Source organism: Micromonospora sp. WMMA1998 (assembly GCF_027497375.1).
Lineage (GTDB): Bacteria > Actinomycetota > Actinomycetes > Mycobacteriales > Micromonosporaceae > Micromonospora > Micromonospora sediminicola.
Window position 1 is genome coordinate 5,502,383 of sequence record NZ_CP114911.1, and the last position, 25,643, is coordinate 5,528,025.

Consider the following 25,643-nt stretch of genomic DNA (forward strand, 5'->3'; position numbering starts at 1 on the left):
CGCGCAGACCTCCCGCATCCGCGGGGGGTCTTTTTGTTGCTCCCCCCAGGCACGAGAAGAGGACTCCGATGACCTTCCAGGTGTACGACACGACGCTGCGCGACGGCGCCCAGCGTGAAGGGCTCAGCTACTCGGTGGTCGACAAGCTGGCGGTGGCCCGCCTGCTCGACGACCTCGGGGTGGGCTTCATCGAGGGCGGCTGGCCGGGGGCGGTACCCAAGGACACCGAGTTCTTCCGCCGGGCCCGCACCGAGCTGGACCTGCGACACGCGGTCCTGGTCGCCTTCGGGGCCACCCGCAAGGCCGGCCTGGCGGTCGAGGACGACCCGCAGGTACGCGGGCTGCTCGACGCCCGGACCCCGGCCGTGGCGCTGGTCGCCAAGGCGGATCTGCGGCACGTCGAGCGGGCGCTGCGCACCACCGCCGAGGAGAACCTGGCGATGGTCCGCGACACGGTGGCGTACCTGGTGGCGCAGGGGCGGCGCGTCTTCGTCGACGGGGAGCACACCTTCGACGGCTTCCGCCACGACCCCGGCTACACCGCCGCGGTGGTGGAGGCCGCGCTGGCCGCCGGCGCCGAGCGGTTCGTGCTGTGCGACACCAACGGCGGCATGCTGCCCTCCCAGGTCACCGCCGCCATCGCCGACCTGGTCGCGCGCACCGGCGTCGCGCCCGAGCGGCTCGGCATGCACGCCCAGAACGACACCGCCTGCGCGGTGGCGAACACCATCGCGGCGGTCGAGGCCGGCGTCCGGCACGTGCAGGGCACCGCCAACGGCTACGGCGAGCGCCCCGGCAACGCGGACCTGTTCGCGATCGTCGCCAACCTCCAGCTCAAGCTCGGCATGCCCGTCCTACCGGAGGGCTGCCTGGAACAGATGGTGCGGGTCTCGCACGCCATCGCCGAGATCGCCAACATCGCCCCCGACACCCACCAGGCTTACGTCGGGGCCGCCGCCTTCGCCCACAAGGCGGGGCTGCACGCGAGCGCGATCAAGGTCGACCCGTTGCTCTACAACCACGTCGACCCGGCCGTGGTGGGCAACGACATGCGGATCCTGGTGACCGAGATGGCCGGCCGGGCCAGCATCGAGCTCAAGAGTCGCGAGCTCGGCCTGGACCTGGCTGGCCATCCGGACGCGCTGTCGTCGGTCACCGCCCGGGTCAAGGAACTGGAGGCGGGCGGCTGGTCGTTCGAGGCCGCCGACGCGTCGTTCGAGCTGCTGGTCCGCTCGGAGCTGCCGGACGCCGCGCCGGCCCGGCCGTTCGCGCTGGAGTCGTACCGGGTGCTGGTCGAGCACCGCGAGGACGGGGCGGTGGTCTCCGAGGCGACCGTCAAGATCCGGGTACGCGGTGAGCGCGTGATCGCCACCGCCGAGGGCAACGGCCCGGTCAACGCGCTGGACGAGGCGCTGCGGGTGGGGCTGGCCCGACACTACCCGGAGCTGCGCGAGTTCGAGCTGGCCGACTACAAGGTCCGCATCCTGGAGGGCAGCCACGGCACCGGCGCGGTGACCCGGGTGCTGGTGGAGACCGCCGGCGCCGGCCGCGACTGGACCACGGTCGGCGTGCACCCCAACGTGGTCGAGGCCAGCTGGCACGCCCTGGTCGACGCGCTCACCTACGGGCTGGACCGGGCCCGGGCGCAGGACGGGGCACCCGCCTGAGACGGAGGGCTCCGATCAGGTCGCGCAGCGCGGCGTGGTCCAGGGTGGCGTTGAAGTCCCCGGCCAGCACGCTGAGCCCGCCGGTCGGCGTGGCCGGCGGCTGCGCCCGCTGGTCGGTCCACCAGTCCGGCACCACGTCGACCGCGTACGGCGCGGCCGGATGCGCCGACTCCACCCGCAGCGGCGGCGCGCCCGGCACCGCCACCGTCCCGTAAGCCTGGGTGAAGAAGAAGCCCCGGTTGCGCCGGTGGCCGGTGTCGCTCAGCGGGTGGCGGGCGTACAGGCCGGAGCCGGTGGCGCCCACCTCAGGGCTCAGCGACCGGTGCGGCAGCAGCGTGGCCAGGCCGAGCCGGTCCAGGTCGGCGGCGAGCCGCGGGGTCAGTTCCTGCACGGTGAGCACGTCCACCCGCCGGGCGCGGACCAGCTCCACCAGGCCCGCCGGGTCGGCCGAGCCCAGGCGCAGGTTGGCGGTGAGCAGCCGCAGCGTCGGGCCGGCGGCCGGAGGCCGGTCGTCGGGCAGCGCGCGGGGGGCCACCGCGCCGAGCAGCGCCAGCGCGGCGAGCGCCGCCACCGCCGCGGGCGCCCGGCGCCGCAGCGCGAGCGCCGGCACCGCCACGACCCAGGCCAGGGCCGCGACGTACGGCGTGAAGGCCGTGGTCAGCACCAGCGGACCCCGCTCCAGCCCGGCCAGGCGCAGCACCGCCCAGGCGGCCACCGGCGCGGCGGCCGACCAGCACGCCGCCGTCACCCATCGCCCGCCCCGGGCGCCACGGCGCGTCAGCGCTTCCGTCGTGATCACGACGGTCAGGCTACCGGCCGCCGCGTCGCCTCCCGTGAAGCAATTTCGTGAATGGTCGAGCGCCGCGCGCTCACAATTCAGGCGGGTCGCTGACACGCAATGAGAACTATTGACCCGTCGCATTTTCCGGTGCTAGGTTCCACCTGGTTGAGACGTCGCGACTCTCTGTAGTAAGGCCAGTTCAGCAGCGGTGCGCTCCCGACGCGGATACCCGATGGTCCGCAATTGTTCGCACCCGATCGCCCGTGCTCGAAAAGCATCCGTCCCGCGCGGCAATTCGCGGGTCGGCCGTATCATCAGGTCCACAAAAGGGAGATCTGTCATGGCCACATTCTTCAAGCGAAAGGCGACGGTGGTGGCACTCGCCGCCCTGTCCCTCACCGTGGCGGGCGGAGGCGTCGCGATCGCCGCCCAGCCGGAGGCGAAGGTCCCGCAGCCCGCCGTCCGGAACGCTCCGCAGCAGCCGCCGGTGACCGCCGCCGAGCAGCGGGCCGCCAAGGCGGCCCTGCGGGCCACCCTCGCCCCGCCGGCGCCGGGCACGGTGGCCTGGGCGGTCGTCGCCCAGAACGGGACGCTGCTCCAGCACTCCGGCAACGTCGTGTCCTCGTCCAAGTTCGCGCCCGGGCCGGGTGTCCTCGCCGGCCAGTACCTGTTGCTGCTGGACTACAACGTCTCCGCGAAGTCGTACCACGTGTCCATCGGCACGAACGACACGGCGAACGTGCCCCCCGGCGGTGAGGTCGGGGCCGCGCCGCGGACCCTGACGCCGACCGGAGTGTTCGTGCAGACCCGCAACTCCACCGGCGGTTACGCGGACCGTCCGTTCCACATCGTGATCGCCAACTGACCCACCCAACCGCGCGTCGACCCCCGCTCCGGCGGGGGTCGATGTCGTGTTCCGTGTCCGTCCGGACCTCGCAGCGCCGGTTCACGCCGTTGCCGCCCGATCGGGGAGGTCCTCCCGGTCCGGCCCGCCGACGGACGGACAGGGGCCGATAATCCGACGTTTGTCGCGGGTCCGGCCCGGGAAGCAAGCACCGTGACGGACATCTCGGACACCCTGGCCAGCGTGCCCAGCCCGGTCGATGCCGATGCGAGCGGCGTCGAGCTGGAACAGACCCTCTTCGAGGTCAAACGCGTGATCGTCGGGCAGGATCGGCTCGTCGACCGCCTGCTCACCGCCCTGATCGCCGACGGTCACTGCCTGCTGGAGGGCGTGCCGGGGGTGGCCAAGACGCTGGCTGCGCAGACTCTGGCCACGGTGGTCGGCGGGACCTTCGCCCGGATTCAGTTCACACCCGACCTGGTTCCGTCGGACATCGTCGGCACCCGGATCTACCGCGCCTCCACCGAGACGTTCGACGTGGAGCTGGGACCGATCATGTCGAACCTGGTCCTCGCCGACGAGATCAACCGGGCCCCGGCCAAGGTCCAGTCGGCCCTGCTGGAGGCGATGGCCGACCGGCAGGTCTCGATCGCCGGGCGGAGCTGGCCGGTGCCCGACCCGTTCCTGGTGCTGGCCACCCAGAACCCGATCGAGTCGGAGGGGGTCTACCAACTCCCCGAGGCGCAGCGCGACCGGTTCCTCATGAAGGTCGTGGTCGACTACCCCAGCGACGCCGACGAACTGGCCATCCTCTACCGGATGAGCACCGAGCGGCCCACCCCGCGCCCGGTCCTCGACCCGGCCCGGCTGCGGGAACTCCAGCGCCGCGCGACCGACGTCTTCGTCCACCACGCGCTGGCCGAGTACGTGGTCCGGCTCATCCTCGCCACCCGCGACCCCGGGCGGTTCGGGCTGCCCGACGTCGCGCCGCTGCTGGCGTACGGCGCGAGTCCCCGGGCCACGCTCGGTCTGGTCGCGGCGGCCCGGGCGCAGGCCCTGATCCACGGCCGGGACTACGTGCTGCCCGAGGACATCCGGGACCTGGCGGTGGACGTGCTGGCGCACCGGCTGGTGCTCTCCTTCGACGCGGTCGCCGACGGCATCTCCGGGGAGGACGTGGTGCGCCGGCTGGTCGAGGCGGTGCCCCCGCCCCGGCTGGTGACCGGGCCCGCGGAGGCGGCGCCGGACCTGGCGGCGGCATGACCCGCCGGGCCGTACCCGCCCCGCCCGCGCCCACCAGGCCCGATCTCGGCGCCGCCGCTCCCGGCCTCGCCGACCTCGCTCCCGACCAGCGGGTACGCCGACTGGAGCTGACCGTGACCCGGCGGCTGGACGGTTTGCTGCACGGCCGGTACCGGGGGCTGCTGCCCGGGCCCGGCAGTGAGGCGGCCGGCAGTCGCGAGTACCGCCCCGGCGAGGACGAGGTCCGGCGGATGGACTGGGCGGTCACCGCGCGCACCACCGTCCCGCACGTGCGCGAGGTCGACGCCGACCGGGAGCTGACCACCTGGATGGTCGTCGACGCCAGCGCCAGCATGGAGTACGGAACCGCCGCGCTGGACAAGCGGGAACTCGCGGTGGCGGCGGTGGCCTGCGTCGGCTTCCTCACCGCCGGGGTCGGCAACCGGCTCGGCGCCCAGGTGCTCGCCCCGGACGGGCTGCGCCGGTTCCCGGCCCGCAGCGGGCGTACCCATCTGCTCGGGCTGCTCCGCGCGCTGCTCGGCGCCCCGCGTACCGACGACGGGCCGGACCCGCGTGCGGCCGGTCCGGCCGGCGGCGCCCGGGCGGACGCGGCGCCGGGCCTCGCCGACGGGCTGGACGGCCTGCACCGGGTAGCCACCGGCCGGGGCCTCGTGGTGGTCGTCTCCGACTTCCTCGACGAACTGCCCGAGGACCCGGACGGCCCGCCGCCGCCCTGGGCCGCCGCGCTGCGCCGGCTGGCGGTCCGGCACCAGGTGCTCGCCGTGGAGGTGACCGACCCGCGCGAGCTGGAACTGCCCGACGTCGGGTTGATCACCCTGGTCGACCCGGAGAGCGGTCGCCACCGCGAGGTGTGGACCGGTGACCCGGCCCTGCGCGAGCGGTTCGCGCGGGCCGCCGCCGAGCAGCGTGACCAGGTCCGCCGGACCCTGCGCCGGGCCGGCGCCACCCATCTGGTGTTGCGCACCGACCGGGACTGGTGCGCGGACGTCGTCCGGCACGTACACGAGCAGCGCCGGCTGGCGACGGCGCCGGCCGCCGCCCGGGGAGGTGCCGCATGACCTGGCAGTCGCCCGCCCGCCTGTGGCTGCTGCTCGCCGTCGCCGCGCTGGTCGCCGGCTATCTCGTGCTGCAACGCCGGCAGAGCCGTTACGCGGTCCGGTTCACCAACCTGCGCCTGCTGGACCGGGTGGCCCCGCGCCGGCCGGCCTGGCGACGACACGTCCCGGCCGGACTCTTCCTCGCCATGCTGGCGCTGCTGGTGGTCGGCTTCGCCCGGCCGGAGGCGGAGGTGCGGGTACCCCGGGAACGGGCCACCGTGATGGTCGCGGTCGACGTCTCCACCTCGATGCTCGCCTCCGACGTGGACCCGGACCGGCTGACCGCGGCCAAGGAGGCCGGCCGGAAGTTCGTCGACGGGCTGCCGGACGAGTTCAACGTCGGCCTGGTGGCCTTCGCCGGCAGCGCGGCGGTGCTGGTGCCCCCGAGCACCGACCGGGAGGCGCTGCACGAGGGGATCGAACGGCTCGCCGAGGGGATCACCGGCGTGCAGGGGACCGCGATCGGCGAGGCGATCAGCACCTCGCTGGGCGCGGTGAAGAGCCTGGACGCCACCGCCGCGAAGGACCCGCCGCCGGCCCGGATCATCATCCTCTCCGACGGCGCCAACACCTCCGGGATGGATCCGATGGAGGCCGCCGACCAGGCGGTCGCCGCCAAGGTGCCGGTGCACACCATCTCCTTCGGCACGCCCGGCGGCTCGGTCGACCGGGGCGGCCGGGCGATCCAGGTGCCGGTGGACGGGCAGACGCTCAAGGCGGTGGCCGACCAGACCGGCGGCGGTTTCCACGAGGCGTCCACCAGCGCCGAGCTGAAGGACGTCTACGAGGACATCGGCACGTCGGTCGGCTACCGCACGGAACGGCAGGACGTCTCGGCCCGCTTCATCGGGCTCGGGCTGGTCCTGGCCATGGGCGCCGCCGCCGGATCGCTGCGGTGGTTCTCCCGGCTGCCCTGACCCGTACACCACGACCGGACGACGGCACGACACGTGAGGAGCCAGGCATGGCAGTGCAGACCGGACTCGGCGAGCCGCGCGGTCCGTGGTTCGTCTCGCCGGAGCTGGACCCGGACGGGCGCGGGCACCGGGACGGGGCCGGCCCCGACCAGGGGGCGGGGCGGCGGAGCTGGCAGAGCCGGCTGCTGGGCGCGGCGGCGGTGGTGGCGCTCTCCACCGTCTCCGGCGCGGCGGCCGGCACCTGGGCCGCCGACCGGGGCGCGCCCGGCCCGTCCGCGGCCTCGGCCGCGCCGGTGCCGGCGGAGCTGGTCACCGCCGCCGGCCGCACCGTGCCCGGCGTGGTGTCGGTGATGGTCGCCGGGAAGTCCGGCGCGGGGGCCTCCGGGTCCGGCTTCGCCATCGACAACGAGCAGCACATCGTCACCAACGACCACATCCTGGCCCGGGGCGGCTCCGGGCCGGTGACGGTGGAGACGTCGGACGGGCGTCGGTTCCCCGCCGAGGTGGTGGGCCGGGAGCCGGGCAGCGACCTCGCGGTGCTCAAGGTGCCGGCGTCCGCCGGGCTGCCCCCGCTGCCGCTGGCCAAGGCGAACTCGACCCGGGTGGGGGAGCCGGTGCTCGCGGTCGGCTCGCCGCTCGGGCTGGCCGGCACCGTCACCGCCGGTATCGTCAGCGCGCTCAACCGGCAGGTGCGGATCGGCAACGGCCGGCACACGGCGGTGCAGACCGACGCCTCGATCAACCCGGGTAACTCCGGTGGGCCGCTGGTGAACGCGCGCGGCGAGGTGGTCGGGGTCAACACCGCCATCGCCACCATCGACGGGAACGGCTCGATCGGCATCGGCTTCGCCATCCCGATCGACCAGGTCCAGCAGACCGCCGACACCATCATCGGTCGGGGCGGCTGAGCTGCGCAGACGCCGCGGAACTGTCGGATATCCGGCGTGGGAGCATCGGACAATGGAAATATTACGCTGAGTATGGATACTGGCGGAGGTGGAGCAAGCTGTCATCGCGGCCCTCCTCGTGGTGGGCCTGGTCATCGGCGCCGGTGTCGGCGCGTCGTACGCCCGTGCCCAGCGCGGCTGGAAGGACTACCAGACGATCCGGACCAGCGTGCCCGGCGCCCGGCGCAACGCCTGGACCGCGATTCGTGGCGTGGTCGTCAAGATCGCCGTGATCGCCCTGCTGACCGTCGGCGCGGCCGCGTACGCGGCGTCCGGCTCCGACGAGGAACGGGCCAGTCCCACCCCGACCGGAACCCCCACCCCGAGCCACCGTCCGGGGCGCTAGCCTCGGGGGCGTGGACGACGGACTGCGGGTGACCGACCGGCTCGTGGTGCCCGCCGCCGAGCTGCGGGAGCGGTTCTCCCGGTCGTCCGGGCCGGGCGGGCAGGGGGTCAACACCACCGACTCGCGGGTCGAGCTGAGCTTCGACCTGGCCGGCTCGCCGAGCGTGCCGGAGTCGCTGCGGGAACGGGCCCTGACCCGGCTCGCCGGCCGGCTGGTCGACGGCGTGCTGACCGTCGCGGCCAGCGAGCACCGCGCGCAACTGGCCAACCGGGAGGCGGCCCGCGAGCGGATGGCCGCCCTGCTGCGCGAGGCGGTCGCCCCGCCGCCGAAGCCGCGCCGCCCGACCCGACCCTCGCGGGGCGCCAAGGAGCGCCGGTTGGCCGAGAAGAAGCGGCAGTCGCAGCGCAAGCGCGACCGTCGGGTGGACGGCGACTGAGCGTCGGACGGTCAGTGTGAGGGCACCGGCTGCACGGCGGGCACGTGCCTGCCGCGGGTCGCCTCGAACGCGGTGACGGACAGGCAGACCGCGGTGAGCACGGCCAGTGACACCAGCGCCGGAAGCCCCGCCGTCAGCGGCAGCGACGCCGCCACGAGCACCGCCTGCGCCACGCGGAGCCTCCGGCGGCGACGCCCGACGGTCCGCCGGTGGAACGCCTGCACGGCGACCAGATAGAGCAGCACCCCACCGAAGAGCGCGGCGTGCCCCAGCAGGTACGGCGGCGGTCCCAGCGCGAGGAAGCCGGCGCTGCCCAGCACCGACATGGACTTCCGCAGACCCAACGAGACCAGCACGATCCCGGCGACCATGGGCAGGTGCAGCACCGTGTACGCGTCCCTGGCGATCCGGATCCGGGCCGTGCCGTCGGCGGCCTCCATCGCCCGTTCCCCCTCGGCGCTGTCCCAGCCGAAGTACGCCCACCACAGCGAGGCGAGCAGCCCGGTGCCGAGCAGGACCGCCAGGATGATCCGGGCCGAGATCGGGGTGTAGGCGAGCGCGGTGCCCATCGAGATCACCGCCTCGCCGAGCGCGATGATGACGATCAGGCTGAACCGGTCGGCCCAGTGCGCGGCGGATTCGATCCGCAGCACGCGCAGGACCCGGGCGTTGCCGAGGACGTCGACCAGGATCGCCGCGACCCACAGGCCCACCCGCACCGGAGGGAGCGCTCGGATGTCACCCACCGGCTCGGGCACCAGCGCCGCGATCAGCAGCAGGCCGAGCGCGACGAGGCTGGGCACGGTGGCCAGGGCCGGCCGCGGCGGCCACATCCCCGGGTGCTGTCGTGCCGCACCGGCGAACGAGACGAGCACCAGCAGCCGGATCACCGCGTAGCAGGCGACGAAGACCAGCGGACCGGACATACCACCCAGCGCGTCCGCCAACGCCTGCGGGCCGGCCAGCGTGATCACCGCGGTGACCGCCACGACCAGCACCATCACCACGCGTACGAGGGGACTCTCCGAACGCACCACCGAGGCCAGCCAGGCGTACGCGCACCAGGCCAGCCAGAGAGTGGTGAGCACGAGCAGGCCACGGACCACGCCGGTCACCGTCGGGTCGTCGCCCATCAGCGCCGCCACCTGAAGGAAGGCGTACACGAAGACGAGGTCGAAGAAGAGTTCCTTCGGGGTGACGCCGGCGTGCTCGTGGGCGCCGCCGATGGCCGCGTGCAGGCGCCGGTGACGGTGCCGGAAGATCGTCGCGTCGGCCAACGCGGTCGCGCCGACGGCAGCCGTCAGCACGGCCAGCTCGGCGAGCACCGGCAGGCGCGGGGCGAACGGCGCGGCCGCCAGCACCAGCACGATGCCGAGCAGCGGCGAGCGGCCCAGGATGCGTAGCGTCCGCAGCTCGAACAGCACCAGGCCGACCAGATACAGCACCACCCCGCCGTAGAGCGTCACCGCCCCGAGGAGCGGATCACTCTCCCCGCTGTGCACCCGCAGCTCGCCGAGCGCCTTCTTGAGACCCAGCGCCACGAGGATCAGTCCGGCCATCATCGGCAGGTGCAGGAAGCTGTACGCGTCCCGTCCGAGTGCCGCGCGCCGGTCGCTCGCGACCCGCTGGAGTGCCTGCTCCGCCGCGAACCGGGCGATGTCGAAGTACGTCCACCAGAGGGCGCCCGCGAGTGCCACACCGAGCAGAGTCCCGATCACCACGGCCGGGGTCAGCGGCTGCGCCACCGCCATGCCCTGGCTGAGCCCGATCGAGATGATCGTCTCGCCGAACCCGATCAGGATGATCAGCGCGTGTCGCTCCGCCCAGTACGGTGTGGAGGCGATCCGCCACCGCTGGGTTCGGACCAGCAGGACGCCGCCGTACTCGACGACGACCGCACAACCGACCAGGGCGAAGCGGACCCACTCCCGGGTGACGGCATCCGGGACGTAGGTCGGCGCCACCGCCGCCGCGAGCAGGAACAGCGCGCCCACAGCGGCGGGCGGCCAGACCCTCCGGATCAGGTGCCGGACCCCGGTCCGGTCCGTCGTGGCCACCGTGGCCACGGCGAGCGTGGTGCCCCGCACGACCAGGTAACCCAGGGCGAAGACCACGGGACCGGACAGCCCGCCCGGACGATCCAGGAACGCCTCCCGCACCGTCAGGCTCATCACGAACAGGGCGGCGCTGAGCCCGAACATCGCCACCGGCAGCACGCCCCGATCCAGCCGCACCATCGTCCCGAGCCAGGCGAACGGCGTCCAGCACCACCAGAGCAGCACGAGGAGCAGGAGTCCACGGGGCAGACCGGCCGGGTTGAGCTGCTCGGCGGTCAACCCGGTGACGTTGAGGAAGGCGAACACGAAGATCAGGTCGAGGAACAGCTCCAGCCGGCTGACCCCGCCGGCCTGGTCGGCCACTTGGATCCGACCGACCCCGCCCATTCCCCCACTGTGTCAAGGCCCGAGGATCGGGCGTCGGGAATTGCCCGATCGGGCCGGCTGGCAGCGGCTAAACCGTTTGCGGCCCGCTGGGCGGCTGCCCAGAATCCATCGCGTGCCGACCGACTTCTCCGTCAAGCCCACGCTCAGCGGCGAGCGGGTGCTGCTCCGTCCGTTCCACGACGACGACCTGCCCGCGCTGGCGGAGATCCTGGCCGACCCGGAGGTGGCCCGGCTGACCGGGAGCCCGCCCGGGGAGGGTTTCCCCGACACCCGGCTGCGGGCCTGGTACGGCACCCGCAACAGCCAGACCGACCGGCTCGACCTGGCCGTGGTCGACCGCGGCAGTGGGCGCTGCGTCGGCGAGGTGGTCCTGAACGAGTGGGACCGCGCCAACGCGAGCTGCAACTTCCGCACGTTGATCGGGCCGACCGGACGGGACCGGGGCCTCGGCACCGAGGCGGTCCGGCTGATCGTCGGCTACGGCTTCGAGCAGCTCGGCCTGCACCGCGTCGGGCTGGAGGTGTTCGCGTTCAACCCGCGCGCCCGGCGGGCCTACGAGAAGGTCGGCTTCGTGGCCGAGGGGACGCTGCGGCAGGTGCTGCGCGACGGCGACGACTGGGTGGACGCCACCGTCATGTCGATCCTCGCGCCGGAGTGGGCCAGGCACCGGGGGCATCCGGAGGGTTGAGCCGGAGGCGTCGAAACACGTTCGTGCTCGTGGGCGCCGGCCCGCGCGTTCGGCTGATCCGCCGCCGGCCCGGCTCAGGCCGGGCCGGCGGGCGTCGCCCGGTCCAGCGCGGCCAGCAGGCGGGACCGCAGTCCGGCGGCCCGCTCGGCGAAGCCGCGCTGGGCGGCGGCGTACTCGGCCCGGCCCTCCGGGGTCTCCACCCGCACCGGCGGGTGGCCCAGGTCCGCCAGGTCGTACGGAGACGCCCGCATGTCCAGCGTCCGGATCTCCCTCGCCAGCGCGAACGCGTCCGCGACCAGCTCCGACGGCACCAACGGCGAGAGCTTGTAGGACCACTTGTAGAGATCCATGTTGGCGTGCAGGCAGCCCGGCTGCTCCAGCGCGTGCTGACTCTCCCGGGTCGGCTGGAGCACGTTGAGCGGCCGGGCCGGGCCGGTGAAGAACCGGAACGCGTCGAAGTGGCTGCACCGCACGCCGCGCTCCTCGACCACCGCCGCGGTCGCCTCCGGGCTGAGCCGCAACGGCCAGGCGTTGTGCCGCACCTGCTCCTGGGTCTGCCGGTAGACCATTGCCCACTCGTGCATGCCGAAGCAGCCCAGGTGCGCCGGGCGGCCGGCGGTGGCCGCCAGCAGCGTACGGATCCAGTCGATCGACTCGGCGCGCCGCGCGCGTACCCGCTCGGTGTCGAGGGTGAGCCCGGCGGCGCCGGCGGTGTAGTCCGGGCCGAACCCGGCCGGATCGGCGTCGCGCAGCGCCACGCCCGCGCCGGGGTGCCACCGGCGCAGCTGCGCCGGCCGGTGCGAGTAGTAGGTGAACAGGAAGTCCTCCACCGGATGCTTCACCCCGGTGCGGCGGCGCGCCAGGTGCGGCGCCAGCCAGGCGTCGACCCGCTCCTCGTGGGCGCGCCGGCGGGCCTGCCAGTCGGCCGCGTCGAGCACGGCGGCGGGGGCGAGGGCGGCGGTCACGGACCCCAGGGTACGGCCGCCGCCCGCACCCCGGTCAGTCCACGTCCACCCGCACGCCGGCGGAGAACACCCCGCTGCGCAGCTCCAACTGCTTCGGCGGCTCGCCGCCGTGCACGGTGAACACCAGCGGCAGCAGCACCCGCCGGCCGGCGGCCACCGGTTGGGCGAACACGTCCCGGCCGAGGTTCGCCACCCGCGTGGCGTTCTCGTCCGCGGCCACCCAGTTGCCGCCGGGCAGGTACGCGCGCTGCAACTGACCGTGCCAGGTCTGCTGCTCGGACGTGAGGTTGCGCACGCCCACCGTGGCCAGGCACGGCCGCCCGCCGCCCGGCGCCGCCGGCAGCACCCCCGTGCCGCAGCTCATCCGGTAGACGGTGAACTCGAAGGCGGTCTCCCGCAACGGCACACCCAGCGCGCCGGTGACGCTGCTGCCCACCCAGGCGCCGCTGGTCGGCTGCTTGGTGGTGTCCATCGCGGCGACCCGCTGCGTGGCCGTCCACGCCGCCGCCCCGACCACGCCGGCCAGCACCGCGGCGGCCACGCCGACCACCAGCCAGACCGGCGGCCGGCGACGTCGGACGGCGGGCGTGGGCAGCGCCGGGCGCGGGTAGACGGTGCCCCGGTCCTCCGGGCCGCCCGACCCGCTCGCGGCGACCGGTTCGGCCGGTCGAGGCCCGGCCGTGCCCGACGCCCCGATCGTGCCCTCGCTCGTCGTGGCGGGCCGGCGGCGTCGCCGGGCCGCCGCCCACCACAGCAGCCCGCCGGTGAGCACCAGCAGCGCCGTGAACGCGGCCAGCAGCACCGGCGGACGACGCCAGGCCGGGGCCGCCGTCACCTGCGCCGCCGGCGCCGTGGCCGCGCCCACCCAGGTCGCCGTGGCGCAGTCGTACGGGCGGGTGCCGTCGGTGCCGTAGACGCAGGTGGGGGCCGTCACCGAACGGCCCGGGCCGGTGACCGCGAGCGCGGTGTGCAGCGTGGTGCTGCTCCGCGCCGGCAGCCGCAGCCGCCAGGTGACCTCGCCGGCGGTCGCCCCCACCGGGCCGGTGGCCCGGCCCCCGCCGGTCACGGTGGTGGCGCGGGAGCCGCTCGGCAGCTCCTGCCGCACCAGCGTCTCGACCGGCGTGGTACCGGCGTTGCGCACCTCGATCCGGTAGCCCGGCGCCGGCGTGCCGGCCGCGCCCACCGCCACGCTCACCGGTGGCATCGACGCCGGGACCGGAGCCGGGCCGGTGGTCGGCACCGCGGGCGGCACCGCCGGGACGCCGGTCGGGATCGGGGTGGCCGCCGCGGCCGGGCGGGCCGGCGCCGCGACCGCGGCCGGCGGTGGGGCCGGTCGGGCGGGAGCGGCGGCCGCCCGGGGCGCCGCCGGGGGCAGCGCGGGCACGGCGGCGATGACGCCGAGGCAGTTCACCAGCACTGCCAGGGTCCTGTGGTGTCGTCTCGATGCAGGCATACCAACGAACCTCCGGACCCGAAGCTATGGTCCGGGCCCCGCCGGGCGGGTACGAAGCCGGCAATCCCGCCCCGGCCGGTGTGATCCGGCGTACCCTTGCCGGCCGCGCCGGGCCGGACCGGCCGCCACCCGCCGGTGTCGGGGATAGATTGGCCAGGTGCGTATCGCTCGTTTCGCTCATGCCAAGGGAATGTCGTTCGGAGTCGTCGAGGGCGAGCCGGAGGCCGGGCCGCAGGGCCTGACCATCGCCGAGATCGAGGGCCACCCGTTCGGGCAGATCCAGTTCTCCGGCGCCCGCTGGGCGCTCTCCGACGTCCGGCTCCTGTCGCCGATCCTGCCCAGCAAGGTGGTCTGTGTCGGCCGTAACTACGCCGAGCACGCCGCCGAGCACGGCAGCGAGGTGCCCAAGGAGCCGCTGCTCTTCCTCAAGCCGTCCACCTCGGTGATCGGTCCCCGGGACGCCATCCGCCTGCCGATCTTCTCGAAGCAGGTGGAGCACGAGGCGGAGTTGGCCGTGGTGATCGGGGCGCCGGGCGCCCGCCGGGCCGACCGGGCCGCCGCCGAGCGGGCCATCTTCGGCTACACCTGCGCCAACGACGTCACCGCGCGGGACCTCCAGCGGTCCGACGGCCAGTGGACCCGGGCCAAGGGCTTCGACTCGTTCTGCCCCATCGGTCCGTGGATCACCACCGGGCTGGACGTGGCCGACCTGGAGATCCGGTGCGAGGTGGGCCGCAATCCGGAGGAGATGGAGGTACGCCAGCTCGGCCGGACCAAGGACATGGTCTTCGACGTGCCGGGCCTCGTGTCCTACATCTCGCACGTGATGACGCTGCTTCCCGGCGACGTGGTGCTCACCGGCACGCCGGCGGGGGTTAGCCCGCTCACCGAGGGGGATACGGTCACCGTGCGGATCGAGGGGATCGGGGAACTCAGCAACCCCGTGGTCCCCGTCGCCTGATCCGTCCGACGCCCCGTTTCCGCAGGTCAAGGGCGGTTCGGGGGGTTGGATTTGGCCTGTCGGCACCGGGAGGGTAAAGTTCATTCCCGGCGCCGCAAGGGGCCAATGGGGTATGGGGTAATTGGCAGCCCGACTGATTCTGGTTCAGTTAGTCTAGGTTCGAGTCCTGGTACCCCAGCGCAGCCGCGGGTTCGCAAGAACCCCGGTCGCTGGATTCCGGCAGTTCACCGCTGCCGGAGTGCAAGAAGGTTCTGGCCCCGTCGTCTAGCGGCCCAGGACGCCGCCCTCTCAAGGCGGTAGCGCCGGTTCGAATCCGGTCGGGGCTACAGCACCGTCAGCCCGTCCCACTTCCCGGGGGCGGGCTGTTCTGCTGTTCGGCTCCCGCCGCAGGGGTGACCCCCCGCGGCGGTGCCGGACGCGGTGCCGCTAGACTACTGCCACGCCGCTCGGCAGGGTGGCGAAGCAGGGAAAGTGCCTGGCCCCGTCGTCTAGCGGCCCAGGACGCCGCCCTCTCAAGGCGGTAGCGCCGGTTCGAATCCGGTCGGGGCTACGTCATCGAACGGCCCGTCTCGCTCCCGCGAGACGGGCCGTTCGACATTCTGTCTGCCCTCCGGCCCGCTCCTGCCTTCCGGCCCGCTCCTGCCTTCCGGCCCGCCCCTGCCTTCCGGCCCGGCCCCTCCTCGTCGATCGCCTCCCGGCGGCCGCCGCCTGGAAGAGCGAAGATCTTGGTACGAAACGGCCCTTCCAGGGGCCGTTTCGTACCAAGATCTCGCAGCCGGGCAGCCGGGCAGCCGGGCAGCCGGGCAGCCGGGCAGCCGGGCAGCCGGGCAGCCGGGCAGCCGGGCAGCCGGGCAGCCGGGCAGCCGGGCAGCCGGGCAGCCGGGCAGCCGGGCAGCCGGGGGTCAGAGGCCGGAGAGGCGTTGGCCGGCGCGGACGACGGCCATGGCGTGGCGTTCGCCGGGGCGGCGGCCGAGGCGCTCGATCGGGCCGGAGATGCTGATCGCGGCGATCACCCGCCCGGTGCGGTCCCGGATCGGGGCGGAGACGCTCGCCACGCCGGCCTCCCGCTCCGCGACGCTCTGCGCCCAGCCGCGCCGGCGCACCTCGGCCAGCGTGCGACCGGTGAACTTGGAGCGGGGGAGCAGCGGCATGACCGCCTCCGGTGGCTCCCAGGCGAGCAGGATCTGGGCCGCCGAGCCGGCGGTCATCGGCAGCACCGAGCCGACCGGGACGGTGTCCCGCAGGCCGCTGGCGCGCTCGGCGGCGGCCACGCAGATGCGCTCGTCGGCGCGGCGCAGGTAGAGCTGGGCGCTCTCACCGGTGGCGTCGCGCAGGGCCGCGAGCAGCGGCTCGGCGGCGGTGAGCAGCACGTCCGGGGCCGCGTTGGCCAGCTCGCCCAGGCGTGGACCCGGGCGCCATCGGCCCTGGGTGTCCCGGACCAGCATCCGGTGGATCTCCAGCGCCTGTGCCAGCCGGTGCGCGGTGGCCCGGGGCAGCTTGGTGCGTTCAACGAGTTCGGCCAGGCTGGCGCCGTCGACACAGGCGGCCAGGATGACCACCGCCTTGTCGAGAACGCCGACACCGCTCATACTGTGTCCCACAAGCCGAAATTTACCTCCCAGAATTTAGGATGTCCAGATGGTGGGAGTCACTCAACCGAGGACCCTGGCCGAGAAGGTCTGGGACGCGCACGTGGTCCGCTCCGCCGCCGGCGAGCCGGACCTGCTCTTCATCGACCTGCACCTGCTGCACGAGGTGACCAGCCCGCAGGCGTTCGACGGGCTGCGCCTGGCCGGGCGCGGGGTCCGCCGGACCGATCTGACGATCGCGACCGAGGACCACAACACCCCGACCGGGTACGACGACCCGGCCTTCCGCTCCCGGCGCGGCGACCTGCTCACGATCGCGGACCCCACCTCCCGCACCCAGATCGAGACGCTGCGCCGCAACTGCGCCGAGTTCGGTGTGCGGCTGCACCCGCTGGGCGACGAGAACCAGGGCATCGTGCACGTCATCGGCCCGCAGCTCGGTCTCACCCAGCCCGGCATGACGATCGTCTGCGGCGACTCGCACACCGCCACCCACGGCGCGTTCGGCGCGCTCGCGTTCGGCATCGGCACCAGCGAGGTCGAGCACGTGCTCGCCACCCAGACGTTGCCGCAGGCCCGCCCGCGCACCATGGCGGTCGACGTGGTCGGCGAACTGGCGCCGGGCGTCACCGCCAAGGACCTGGTGCTCGCGCTGATCGCGCAGGTGGGCACCGGCGGCGGTCGTGGCCACATCGTCGAGTACCGGGGCGAGGCCATCCGCGACCTCTCGATGGAGGGGCGGATGACGATCGCGAACATGTCCATCGAGTGGGGCGCCAAGGCCGGCATGATCGCGCCGGACGAGACCACGTTCGCGTACCTGAAGGGGCGCCCGAACGCGCCCCAGGGCGCCGACTGGGACGCGGCGCTGGAATATTGGCGGACGCTGCCCACCGACGAGGGCGCGACGTTCGACACCGAGGTCACGCTGAACGCGAGCCGGATCACGCCGTTCGTCACCTGGGGCACCAACCCCGGGCAGGGCGTGCCGCTGGGCGCGACCGTGCCGGACCCGGAGGCGTTCGACACCGAGCCGGAGCGGGTCGCCGCCCGGCGGGCGTTGGAATACATGGACCTCACCCCGGGCACCCCGCTGCGCGACCTCGCCGTCGACGTGGTCTTCGTCGGCTCCTGCACCAACGGCCGGTTGGAGGACCTGCGGGCCGCCGCCGACGTGCTGCGCGGGCGGCGGGTCGCCGACGGCGTACGCATGCTCGTGGTCCCCGGCTCCGCCGCGGTCCGGGAGGCGGCCGAGATCGAGGGGCTGGACCAGGTCTTCACCGACGCGGGCGCCGAGTGGCGGTTCGCCGGCTGCTCCATGTGTCTCGGGATGAACCCCGACACGCTCAAGCCCGGGGAGCGCTCCGCCTCGACCTCCAACCGCAACTTCGAGGGCCGCCAGGGCCGGGGCGGGCGTACCCACCTGGTGTCCCCGCCGGTCGCCGCCGCCACCGCCGTGGTCGGCCGGCTGGCCGCCCCCGCCGACCTGTAGAAGGGCAGCCGAGAGATGGACAAGTTCACCACCCACACCGGCACCGTGGTGCCGCTGCGGCGGTCCAACGTGGACACCGACCAGATCATCCCCGCCGTGTACCTCAAGCGGGTGACCCGGACCGGTTTCGCCGACGGCCTGTTCAATGCGTGGCGGGAGGACCCGTCATTCGTTCTCAACGATCCCGCTTATTCGGGAGCGTCGATTCTTGTGGCCGGTCCGGAGTTCGGCACCGGGTCGTCCCGGGAGCATGCCGTCTGGGCGCTGCGGGACTGGGGCTTCCGGGCTGTCGTGTCGCCCCGCTTCGGTGACATCTTCCGCGGCAACGCGCTGAAGGAAGGGCTCCTTCCGGTCGAGCTGGAATTGAGTGCCGTGGAGCAACTCTGGGCGCTCGCGGAATCCGATCCGACCACTCCGGTCACCGTCGATCTCGACGCCCGCGAGGTCCGCGCCGGGGATGCCACCTGGGCCTTCCCGCTGGACGACCACAGTCGGTGGCGGCTGATGGAGGGCTTGGACGACATTGGACTCACCCTCCGGCACGAGGCCGACATCGCCGCGTACGAGGCCTCCCGGCCGGTGTTCCTGCCCTCGATCGCCTGACCCGTACCCCCTTTTCGCCCCCACCGGCCCGGCCGGTGGGGGCGAATCCGTTGCGACACAAGGGCTTTTTTCCACCGAATGTTTGTGTCCAGGCAGCACAGGGCATACCGTGCGCGCAGAATGGCTCGCGTCGAGTCAGTTGCACAATCGGGAGGAAGTCGTGAACAAGGCCGAGCTCATCGAGGCGCTCGCCGTTCGCCTGGGGGACCGGAAGACGGCGACGGCCGCGCTCGACGCGGTTCTCGCTGAGGTCCAGGCGGCGGTCACCAAGGGCGAGAAGGTGGCGATCACCGGTTTCGGAGCGTTCGAGAAGCGCGTCCGGGGAGCCCGAACAGCGCGCAATCCGCGGACCGGCGAGGCGGTGAAGGTCAAGAAGACCTCCGTCCCGACCTTCCGGGCGGGCGCGGGCTTCAAGGAAATGGTGGCCAGCGGCAAGGTGCCGAAGGACACCGCCGCCGCGAAGAAGACCACCGGGGCCGCCAAGACCACGGCGGCGGCGAAGAAGACCACGGCGGCGAAGACCACCGGGGCCGCGAAGAAGACCACGGCGGCGAAGGCCACCAAGACCACCGCCGCGAGCAAGAAGGCCGCACCGGCCAAGAAGGCCACCGCGACCAAGACCGCGGCGGCCAAGAAGACGACCGCGGCGAAGTCCGCCACGGCCAAGAAGACCACCGCGGCCAAGAAGACCACCGCGGCCAAGAAGACGACCGCGGCCAAGTCGGCCACGGCCAAGAAGACCACGGCGGCCAAGAAGGCGCCCGCGAAGAAGGCGCCGGCCAAGAAGGCCGCCACCCGGCGCTGACCGGACCGTCCCACCGAGGGCGCCCACCGTTCGCGGTGGGCGCCCTCGTCCGTGCGTACGCGTTGACCGCCCGCCGCGCCGCCGCGCAGAATCGCCGTGCCGAAACCCCCGTCGGTCACGAGAAGAGGCGCCCGTGCGGCACCGTCACCTCTGCACCCTCGCGCTCGCCCTGGGCGTCACGGTCCTGCTGGACGTGCTTCGGGTCTGGCTCCCGTCGGTCATCACGCTCTTCGGTCGCGCCGCCGAGACTCCCGCCGAACTGCTCGGCGCGTTCGCGCTCGGCTGGTTCGTGCTCGCGCTCGCCGCGCCCGGCCTGGTCCGCCGGCTCGGCGTCCGCCCGGTCGGCCTCGCGGCGGCCGGCGTGCTGGCCGCCGTACGCCTGCTCCTGACCGCCGGTCCCGGTGGCACGGCCCAGCTCTGGCTGGCGTGCGCCGGGCTGCTCGCCGGCCTGGTCTGGCTCGCCGCGACCGCCGCGTTCGTCGACCGGCCGGTCGCCGGGCTGGCGCTCGGCCTGGCCGGCAACGCGGTCGGCCACGCCCTGCTCGGCACCGAGGACCTGGTCTGGCGCGGCGGTGTGCTCGGCTGGAGCCTGAGCGTCCCGCTGGTGCTGGCGTTCCTCGCCGCGACCGGGCTCGCCGTGACGCGACGGCCGGTTCCCCCGTCCGTCACCGCGACGTCCGGGCCGGACCGGGCGGGTCCGCCGTCCGCCGCGCCGACGTCCGGGTCGGGCCGGGCGGTGCCGTGGCACGGGTCGACGGCGGCGTCGGAACCGGTGCGGGAGACGCCACCGACGGCGGCCGTTCGGCGGGCCTGGTTGCTCTGCGGTCCGGCGCTGCTGCTGGCCAACCAGATCGCGCTCGCCCCGGCGGTCTGGAGCGCCGCCGCCGGCACCGGTTCCACCGACTTCCCCGGCGTCGCCCGTCCCGCCGTCCCGGTGCTGGGCGGGTACGCGGTCCTGCTGTTCCTGGCGGCCGTGCTGCTCCGGATGCCGACGCGACTCGCCCGGGTGCTCTGGCCGGTCGCGCTGGTCGCCGGCGCGGTGCTGTTCGCGGCCGGGCGGTTGGTCCCGGCGTACCTGCTCACCGCCGCCGGGCTCGGCGGTTGCCTGGCGCTGACCGACTCGGCGACCGACGACGCGGTGGCCGGCGCCGACCCGGACGGACGGGCGGCGGCGCGGCGCGGTCGGGCCGCCGTCGTCGGGATGCTGGTCTTCGCGGTGGCCACGGTGGCCTACTACGCCGCCTACGACCTCGGGTACCCCAACGGGTGGGTGCCGGTCGCCGCGGCCGTCCTGGTCGCTCTGGTGGCGTTCACCGGGCCACCGTGGTCCGCCCCGACCCTGCCCGATCCGGCGCGGACCTGGCTCGTCCTCGGCCTGACGGCGTCGGCCGGGTTCGGCACCCAGCTGCACGTCCCGCCGTCGGACCCCCGGCCGGACGGCCCGCCGGAGACGGTGCGGGTCACCGCGTACAACATCCGGATGGGCTTCGGCATCGACGGCCGGCTGGACCTCGACGCGGTCGCCGGGCAGCTGCGCGGGGCGGACGTGGTGCTGCTCAGCGAGGTGGACCGGGGCTGGTGGCTCAACGGCGGGCACGACACGGTGGCGCTGCTGGCCGGTCGGCTGGGGATGCCGTACGTCTTCGCGCCCGCCGCCGATCCGGTGTGGGGCGACGCGGTGCTCACCCGTTTCCCGGTGCGCTCCGGCCGGACCCGGCCGTTGACCGCGCACGGCGCGCCGACCGGGGCGCAGGCGCTCGGCGTGACGCTCGACCTCGGCGGGCGCGAGCTGGCCGTGGTCGCCACCCACCTGCAACCGCCGCCCGGCCGGGATCCGGTGGAACAGGCCCGCGAGGTGGCCGCGTTCGCCGGCGAGTACGCGGCGGGTCGGCCGCTGGTGCTCGGCGGCGACCTCAACACCGAGCCGGACGATCCGGCCTTCGCCGAGTTCACCCGGGCCGGTCTGGTGGACGCGCTGGCCGCCGCCCGGCCGTTGCGGACCAGCCCGGCCGACGACCCGCGCACCCAGATCGACCACGTCTTCGTCTCGCCGGGACTGACCGCCGCCGGGGCGCGCGCGCCGCGTACCGAGGCCAGCGACCACCTCCCGGTGACGCTCACCGTCGCGCTCCCGTGAACCCGGCCCGCCCTAGAGGCGGTCGGCGAGCACGAGGCGGTCGCCGGCGAAGGGGAGGAGCCAGCCGCCGCCCTTGGCGGTGGTGAAGTCGTCGGCGCGGCCGGTGAGCCGTTCCAGCGCGCCCGGGATCACCTTGCCCTGGCTGCACACCGCGACCGGCTCGCCGGCGGCGGCCAGCGCGGTCAGCCGCGCGGCGGCGGCCAGCGCGCACTCCTCGGCCTGCTGGCCCGGCACCGGCTCGTCCAGGTCGCCGCAGACCTCGATCGGCAGGTCCAGCCGGGTCGCCGCCGGGTCCAGCGTCTGCACGCAGCGGCGCGCCGACGCGGAGAGCAGGCGCACCGGGCGGACCAGGGACACCAGCGGGACCAGCGCCCGCGCCTGCGCCCGGCCCTCGGCGTCCAGCGGGCGGCCCGTGTCCGGGCCGGTCCACGTGCCCCGCTTGCCGGCGTGCGCGTGCCGGACCAGCAGCAGCGTCGCGGTGACCGGCGGCAGCGCCGCGAACGCGGCGATCACCTCGGCGTCGTGCGGATAGCTGACCCGGCGGGCGGCGTCGTCCACCGCGTACCAGGCCACCTCGTCGACCTCGGTGCCGGGCTGGAAGCCGCCGGCGCCGACGGCCCGCATCGACCACCAGTCGACCGCCTTGGCCCGGCCCTCGCTGCGGTAGCGGACCGTGGGCAGGCGGACCTGCGGCACGGCCCGCACGTCGGTCTCCTCGGCCACCTCCCGCACGGCGGCGACCAGCGGGTGCTCGCCGGCGTCCAGCTTGCCCTTGGGCAGCGACCAGTCGCCGTAGCGGGGACGGTGCACCAGGCAGATCTCGACGCCGGTGGGACCCGGACGCCAGACGACGCCACCCGCCGCCCGGATCCGCACCGGTTCGTCGTCGCTCATCCGCTCACCGTATGCCCGCCCGTCGCCCGGCACGGCCCGCTCAGTCCGCCCGACCGCCGACCCGGCGCAACAGCAGGTCCTGCAGGTGGGTCAGCGGCGCGTCGTCGGTGCCGGTACGCCGGTGCCAGGTGCCGTCCGCGGCCAGCTCGAACGCGTCCACGTCGCTGTCGAACGCGGTGGCCAGGACGTGGTCCAGCTCGGCGCGGGCCACCGGGTCGCTCACCTGCACCAGCGCCTCCACCCGGCGGTCCAGGTTGCGGTGCATCAGGTCGGCCGAGCCCATCCAGAACTCCGCGTCGCCGTTGTTGCCGAACCGGAAGACGCGTGAGTGCTCCAGGAACCGGCCGAGGATCGAGCGGACGCGGATGTTCTCCGACAGCCCGGGCACGCCCGGGCGCAGCGTGCACATGCCCCGGATCAGCAGGTCGACGTGGACGCCGGCCCGCGACGCCCGGTAGAGCGCGTCGGTGATCTCCTCGTCGACGAGGGAGTTCACCTTGAACTGCACCAGCCCCGGCATGCCGAGCCGGACGTGCTCGATCTCCCGGTCGATCCGCTCGATCAGGCCGCTGCGGATGCCCTGCGGCGCGACCAGCAGCCGGCGGAAGGCGGTCTGCCGGCTGTAGCCGGTGAGCACGTTGAACAGGTCGGTCAGGTCGGCGCCGATCTCGGGGTCGGCGGTGAGCATGCCGAAGTCCTCGTAGAGCCGGGCGGTCTTCGGGTGGTAGTTGCCGGTGCCGATGTGGCAGTAGCGCCGGATCTGGTTGCCCTCCTGGCGCACCACCAGCGCGGTCTTGCAGTGCGTCTTGAGCCCCACCAGGCCGTAGACCACGTGGCAGCCGGCCCGCTCCAGGGTGCGGGCCCAGCCGATGTTGGCCACCTCGTCGAAGCGCGCCTTCAGCTCCACCAGCACCACCACCTGCTTGCCGGCGGCGGCCGCGTCGACCAGGGCGTCGACGATCGGGGAGTCGCCGCTGGTGCGGTAGAGCGTCTGCTTGATGGCCAGCACGTTCGGGTCGGCCGCGGCCTGCTCGACGAAGCGCTGCACGCTGGTCGCGAACGAGTGGTAGGGGTGGTGCACCAGCACGTCGCCGTCGCGCAGCGTGGCGAACACGCTGCGCGGCACCTCGCCCTCGGCCAGGCGCGGGTGGGTGGCCGGCACGAACGGCGGGTCCTTGAGGTCGGGGCGGTCGGCCTCGCCGTAGACCTGCCACAGGGCGGACAGGTCGAGCAGCCCGCGGACCCGCAGCACGTCGTGCCCGTCCATGTCCAGCTCGCGGACGAGCAGCTCCAGCATGTGGTCGGAGATGGAGGCGGCCACCTCCAGCCGCACCGGGGGGCCGAACCGGCGCCGGGCCAGCTCCCGTTCGAGCGCCTGGAGCAGGTCCTCGTCGCGGTCCTCGTCGACCTCCACCTCGGCGTTGCGGGTGACCCGGAACAGGTGGCACTCGACCACCTGCATGCCGGAGAAGAGCTGGCCGAGGTGGACGGAGATGAGGTCCTCCACCGGCAGGAAGCGCACCCCGGGCCGGTCCTTCGCCACCCGGACGAACCGGGGGACGTTGTTCGGCACCTTGACCCGGGCGAACAGCTCCGAACCGCCGTCCGGGTCGCGGACCGAGACGGCCAGGTTCAGCGACCGGCCGGAGATGTAGGGGAACGGGTGCGCCGGGTCGACCGCGAGCGGCGTGAGCACCGGGAAGATGTGCTCGCGGAACCAGGTGCGCAGCCGCTCCCGCTCGGCGTCGTCCAGGTCACTCCACCGCAGGACCCGGATGTCCTCCTCGGCGAGCCGGGGCAGCACGTCGTCGACGAAGCAGGCGGCGTGCCGGGCGACCAGGTCGGCGGTCCGCTCGGTGATCAGTTCGAGCTGGGTGCGCAGCGGCAGCCGGTCACCGCCGCGCACCGGCAGGCCGGCGGAGAGCCGGCGCTTGAGCCCGGCCACCCGGACCATGAAGAACTCGTCCAGGTTGCTGGCGAAGATCGCCAAGAACTTCGCGCGCTCCAGCAGCGGCGTGCGCGGGTCCTCGGCGAGCGCCAACACCCGGGCGTTGAAGTCGAGCCAGGACAGCTCGCGGTTGAGGAAGCGGTCCTCCGGCAGCGGCTGCGCGGTCGGCGGGCCGGCGTCCGGGTCGGTCCCGTCGGCCGGGCCGGGTCCCTCCACCGGGTCGAGCGGCTCGTCCAGCCCGGTGGCGCCGGCCGCGTCCGGGTCGGCGCCGAGACGCTCCTCGGGCGGGCGGGTCTGCCGGAACCGCCCGTCGGGTCCGCGCGTGGGGCGGCCGTTGCGGGGCGTGCCGGGGTCGAGGAGGGGCGGCGGGTCGGAGTGCTCGCGAGGGGTGCTCACCACCTCATGATTCCCTGACGAGGGTGAACAGAAAATGAACTCCGGCCAGGTTGTTCACGCCATGGTCGGCAAGGTCACGCGGACCACCTCGCCGGCCGCGTCGCGTTCGACCCGCACCCGCTGGCCGAGCCGCAGCAGCCGCAGCCCGGACGCGTCGAACGCGCGGGCCGGGAAGGCCAGCTCGGTGCCGTCGTCGAGCAGCAGCACCCCGCTGCGGGTCGACGCGTCGTAGGTGGCCACCGTGCCCTGCATGCCAGCACCGTACCGGACCGGACCGGCGGCCCGGGCCAGCAGCGCCCCGGTGCGGGGGCCCACACCCAGCCCGGCGGCGGCGGCCAGGTCGGGCGGGGTGTCCACGTCCCGACGCAGGCTGGGCCAGTCGCCGACCAGCGGCAGCGCGCCGCCGGCGGCGTGCGCGCCGGCCGAGCCGGGGCCGAAGCGGGGGGCCAGCGGCACCCCGGCCGGCACGGCGAGCAGCACCGTGCCCCCGCCCGGGGCGTCGGCCACGAAGCCGCGTACCCCCTCGGTCGCGCGCAGGGCCGCGGCCAGCTCGGCCGGGCGCAGCGCCGGCAGGTCGGCGGTGAGCGCGGCCACCGCCTCCCCAGGCCCGGCGAGGGCCGCGCCGTGCCGGAAGGCCGCGTTGAGCCCGCCGCCCGGGTCGGCGGCGACCCGGGCGCCCGCGGCGGTCGCCGCCGCGCCCACCCGGGGGTCGTCGGTGACCACCAGCACCCGGGCGACCGCCGGGCACGCCCGCACCGCGCGCAGCGTGTCGGCCGCCAGGGCCAGTGCCAGTTCCTCATGGGGTACGCCGGGCAGCGCGCCCCGCAGCCGGCTCTTCGCGGCGCCGAGGCGCTTCACCGGCATCACCACGGTCCAGCTCGGCTCAGGCACGCCGACCATCCTGCCAGCGCCGGTGGCGGTACCCGCACTGGCCGGACCGGGGGCGAGCAGGCATGATTCTCTCCCGGGG

At 74.4% G+C, this 25,643-nt stretch carries 22 protein-coding genes, 3 tRNA genes and 1 pseudogene; 17 read left to right on the forward strand and 9 right to left on the reverse strand.

Annotated features, from left to right (window positions below; genetic code table 11):
- The first annotated feature begins 68 nt into the window (after window positions 1-68).
- The gene (cimA, locus tag O7600_RS25590) at window positions 69-1,667 is read left to right on the forward strand and encodes a citramalate synthase (RefSeq protein ID WP_281591012.1); all 1,599 of its coding nucleotides are present in this window, start codon (window positions 69-71) and stop codon (window positions 1,665-1,667) included.
- Here the strand turns inward: cimA and O7600_RS25595 are convergent.
- Entirely contained in the window at window positions 1,618-2,415 is a 798-nt protein-coding gene (locus tag O7600_RS25595; RefSeq protein ID WP_281594267.1) for an endonuclease/exonuclease/phosphatase family protein, read from the reverse strand. The two genes, cimA and O7600_RS25595, sit on opposite strands and share 50 nt — an antisense overlap.
- Before the next feature lie 373 nt (window positions 2,416-2,788).
- Here O7600_RS25595 and O7600_RS25600 point away from each other — a divergent pair, with 373 nt between their 5' ends.
- The 7 genes from O7600_RS25600 to arfB all read left to right on the forward strand — a co-directional run bounded on the left by O7600_RS25600 (window position 2,789) and on the right by arfB (window position 8,298).
- The gene (locus O7600_RS25600) at window positions 2,789-3,313 is read left to right on the forward strand and encodes a hypothetical protein (RefSeq protein ID WP_281591013.1); all 525 of its coding nucleotides are present in this window, start codon (window positions 2,789-2,791) and stop codon (window positions 3,311-3,313) included.
- Between the two features lie 192 nt (window positions 3,314-3,505).
- The gene (locus O7600_RS25605; RefSeq protein WP_091580527.1) at window positions 3,506-4,555 is read left to right on the forward strand and encodes a MoxR family ATPase; all 1,050 of its coding nucleotides are present in this window, start codon (window positions 3,506-3,508) and stop codon (window positions 4,553-4,555) included.
- Complete coding sequence (locus O7600_RS25610; protein ID WP_281591014.1) at window positions 4,552-5,613, forward strand: DUF58 domain-containing protein; 1,062 nt, start codon at window positions 4,552-4,554, stop codon at window positions 5,611-5,613. Before O7600_RS25605 ends, O7600_RS25610 begins: the two co-directional genes overlap by 4 nt.
- A complete protein-coding gene (locus tag O7600_RS25615; RefSeq protein WP_091580518.1) occupies window positions 5,610-6,569 on the forward strand; it encodes a VWA domain-containing protein in 960 nt (319 codons plus the stop codon). The genes O7600_RS25610 and O7600_RS25615 overlap by 4 nt, the downstream gene beginning before the upstream one ends.
- Before the next feature lie 47 nt (window positions 6,570-6,616).
- Window positions 6,617-7,477 (forward strand): trypsin-like peptidase domain-containing protein, encoded by an 861-nt coding sequence (locus O7600_RS25620; RefSeq protein ID WP_098743373.1) that lies wholly within the window; start codon window positions 6,617-6,619, stop codon window positions 7,475-7,477.
- 88 nt (window positions 7,478-7,565) lie between these two features.
- Entirely contained in the window at window positions 7,566-7,862 is a 297-nt protein-coding gene (locus O7600_RS25625; RefSeq protein ID WP_098743372.1) for a hypothetical protein, read from the forward strand.
- Between the two features lie 10 nt (window positions 7,863-7,872).
- Window positions 7,873-8,298 (forward strand): alternative ribosome rescue aminoacyl-tRNA hydrolase ArfB, encoded by a 426-nt coding sequence (gene arfB, locus O7600_RS25630; protein ID WP_091580508.1) that lies wholly within the window; start codon window positions 7,873-7,875, stop codon window positions 8,296-8,298.
- Between the two features lie 11 nt (window positions 8,299-8,309).
- Here the strand turns inward: arfB and O7600_RS25635 are convergent, their stop codons facing one another.
- Complete coding sequence (locus O7600_RS25635) at window positions 8,310-10,742, reverse strand: low temperature requirement protein A (RefSeq protein WP_281591015.1); 2,433 nt, start codon at window positions 10,740-10,742, stop codon at window positions 8,310-8,312.
- Window positions 10,743-10,854: 112 nt separating this feature from the next.
- On the opposite strand from O7600_RS25635, the gene O7600_RS25640 reads away from it, so the two are divergent.
- Complete coding sequence (locus tag O7600_RS25640) at window positions 10,855-11,430, forward strand: GNAT family protein (RefSeq protein WP_281591016.1); 576 nt, start codon at window positions 10,855-10,857, stop codon at window positions 11,428-11,430.
- 74 nt (window positions 11,431-11,504) lie between these two features.
- Here the strand turns inward: O7600_RS25640 and O7600_RS25645 are convergent, their stop codons facing one another.
- Window positions 11,505-12,395 carry a 3-methyladenine DNA glycosylase gene (locus O7600_RS25645; RefSeq protein ID WP_281591017.1) on the reverse strand — a complete coding sequence of 297 codons (891 nt, stop codon included), beginning with the start codon at window positions 12,393-12,395 and terminating at the stop codon, window positions 11,505-11,507.
- Window positions 12,396-12,429: 34 nt separating this feature from the next.
- On the reverse strand, window positions 12,430-13,848 hold the full coding sequence (locus tag O7600_RS25650; protein WP_281591018.1) for a hypothetical protein: 1,419 nt from the start codon (window positions 13,846-13,848) through the stop codon (window positions 12,430-12,432).
- Between the two features lie 157 nt (window positions 13,849-14,005).
- Between O7600_RS25650 and O7600_RS25655 the strand changes: the two genes are divergently transcribed.
- The 4 genes from O7600_RS25655 (at window position 14,006) to O7600_RS25670 (ending at window position 15,359) form a co-directional block, all read left to right on the forward strand.
- Window positions 14,006-14,809: a fumarylacetoacetate hydrolase family protein gene (locus tag O7600_RS25655; protein ID WP_098743366.1), complete on the forward strand. Its 804-nt coding sequence runs from the start codon at window positions 14,006-14,008 to the stop codon at window positions 14,807-14,809.
- Between the two features lie 106 nt (window positions 14,810-14,915).
- Window positions 14,916-14,987 (forward strand) — tRNA-Gln (locus O7600_RS25660).
- A 75-nt stretch (window positions 14,988-15,062) separates the two neighbouring features.
- Window positions 15,063-15,135: transfer RNA gene (locus O7600_RS25665), tRNA-Glu, on the forward strand.
- 151 nt (window positions 15,136-15,286) lie between these two features.
- A tRNA-Glu gene (locus tag O7600_RS25670) sits at window positions 15,287-15,359 on the forward strand.
- Window positions 15,360-15,711: 352 nt separating this feature from the next.
- Here the strand turns inward: O7600_RS25670 and O7600_RS25675 are convergent.
- A complete protein-coding gene (locus O7600_RS25675; protein ID WP_013284529.1) occupies window positions 15,712-16,398 on the reverse strand; it encodes an IclR family transcriptional regulator in 687 nt (228 codons plus the stop codon).
- Between the two features lie 49 nt (window positions 16,399-16,447).
- Here O7600_RS25675 and leuC point away from each other — a divergent pair, with 49 nt between their 5' ends.
- The 4 genes from leuC to O7600_RS25695 all read left to right on the forward strand — a co-directional run bounded on the left by leuC (window position 16,448) and on the right by O7600_RS25695 (window position 21,435).
- Window positions 16,448-17,890, forward strand: coding sequence for a 3-isopropylmalate dehydratase large subunit (leuC, locus tag O7600_RS25680; protein ID WP_281591019.1), 1,443 nt, complete (start codon window positions 16,448-16,450; stop codon window positions 17,888-17,890).
- A gap of 15 nt (window positions 17,891-17,905) precedes the next feature.
- Window positions 17,906-18,493: a 3-isopropylmalate dehydratase small subunit gene (gene leuD / locus O7600_RS25685; protein WP_281591020.1), complete on the forward strand. Its 588-nt coding sequence runs from the start codon at window positions 17,906-17,908 to the stop codon at window positions 18,491-18,493.
- 160 nt (window positions 18,494-18,653) lie between these two features.
- Window positions 18,654-19,298: an HU family DNA-binding protein gene (locus O7600_RS25690; protein ID WP_348651360.1), complete on the forward strand. Its 645-nt coding sequence runs from the start codon at window positions 18,654-18,656 to the stop codon at window positions 19,296-19,298.
- A 133-nt stretch (window positions 19,299-19,431) separates the two neighbouring features.
- A complete protein-coding gene (locus O7600_RS25695; protein WP_281591021.1) occupies window positions 19,432-21,435 on the forward strand; it encodes an endonuclease/exonuclease/phosphatase family protein in 2,004 nt (667 codons plus the stop codon).
- A gap of 12 nt (window positions 21,436-21,447) precedes the next feature.
- Here O7600_RS25695 and O7600_RS25700 read toward each other — a convergent pair whose 3' ends face one another.
- The 4 genes and pseudogenes from O7600_RS25700 to cofC all read right to left on the reverse strand — a co-directional run.
- Window positions 21,448-22,329: an NUDIX hydrolase gene (locus tag O7600_RS25700; RefSeq protein WP_281591022.1), complete on the reverse strand. Its 882-nt coding sequence runs from the start codon at window positions 22,327-22,329 to the stop codon at window positions 21,448-21,450.
- Window positions 22,330-22,369: 40 nt separating this feature from the next.
- Entirely contained in the window at window positions 22,370-24,673 is a 2,304-nt protein-coding gene (locus tag O7600_RS25705; protein ID WP_281591023.1) for an RNA degradosome polyphosphate kinase, read from the reverse strand.
- Window positions 24,674-24,727: 54 nt separating this feature from the next.
- A complete protein-coding gene (locus O7600_RS25710) occupies window positions 24,728-24,925 on the reverse strand; it encodes a cold-shock protein (RefSeq protein WP_174528381.1) in 198 nt (65 codons plus the stop codon).
- 36 nt (window positions 24,926-24,961) lie between these two features.
- Window positions 24,962-25,573, reverse strand: a pseudogene (gene cofC, locus O7600_RS25715) (2-phospho-L-lactate guanylyltransferase); the annotation flags it as partial.
- Window positions 25,574-25,643: the final 70 nt, after the last annotated feature.

Excerpts from the sequence above, each read along its gene's own strand:
- O7600_RS25675 (WP_013284529.1), bottom strand. The coding sequence starts at position 16,398 with ATGAGCGGTGTCGGCGTTCTCGACAAGGCGGTGGTCATCCTGGCCGCC.
- O7600_RS25635 (WP_281591015.1), bottom strand. The coding sequence starts at position 10,742 with ATGGGCGGGGTCGGTCGGATCCAAGTGGCCGACCAGGCCGGCGGGGTC.
- O7600_RS25650 (WP_281591018.1), bottom strand. The coding sequence starts at position 13,848 with ATGCCTGCATCGAGACGACACCACAGGACCCTGGCAGTGCTGGTGAAC.
- O7600_RS25615 (WP_091580518.1), top strand. The coding sequence starts at position 5,610 with ATGACCTGGCAGTCGCCCGCCCGCCTGTGGCTGCTGCTCGCCGTCGCC.
- O7600_RS25710 (WP_174528381.1), bottom strand. The coding sequence starts at position 24,925 with ATGCAGGGCACGGTGGCCACCTACGACGCGTCGACCCGCAGCGGGGTG.
- leuD (WP_281591020.1), top strand. The coding sequence starts at position 17,906 with ATGGACAAGTTCACCACCCACACCGGCACCGTGGTGCCGCTGCGGCGG.
- O7600_RS25600 (WP_281591013.1), top strand. The coding sequence starts at position 2,789 with ATGGCCACATTCTTCAAGCGAAAGGCGACGGTGGTGGCACTCGCCGCC.
- leuC (WP_281591019.1), top strand. The coding sequence starts at position 16,448 with ATGGTGGGAGTCACTCAACCGAGGACCCTGGCCGAGAAGGTCTGGGAC.
- O7600_RS25620 (WP_098743373.1), top strand. The coding sequence starts at position 6,617 with ATGGCAGTGCAGACCGGACTCGGCGAGCCGCGCGGTCCGTGGTTCGTC.
- cimA (WP_281591012.1), top strand. The coding sequence starts at position 69 with ATGACCTTCCAGGTGTACGACACGACGCTGCGCGACGGCGCCCAGCGT.
- O7600_RS25700 (WP_281591022.1), bottom strand. The coding sequence starts at position 22,329 with ATGAGCGACGACGAACCGGTGCGGATCCGGGCGGCGGGTGGCGTCGTC.
- O7600_RS25610 (WP_281591014.1), top strand. The coding sequence starts at position 4,552 with ATGACCCGCCGGGCCGTACCCGCCCCGCCCGCGCCCACCAGGCCCGAT.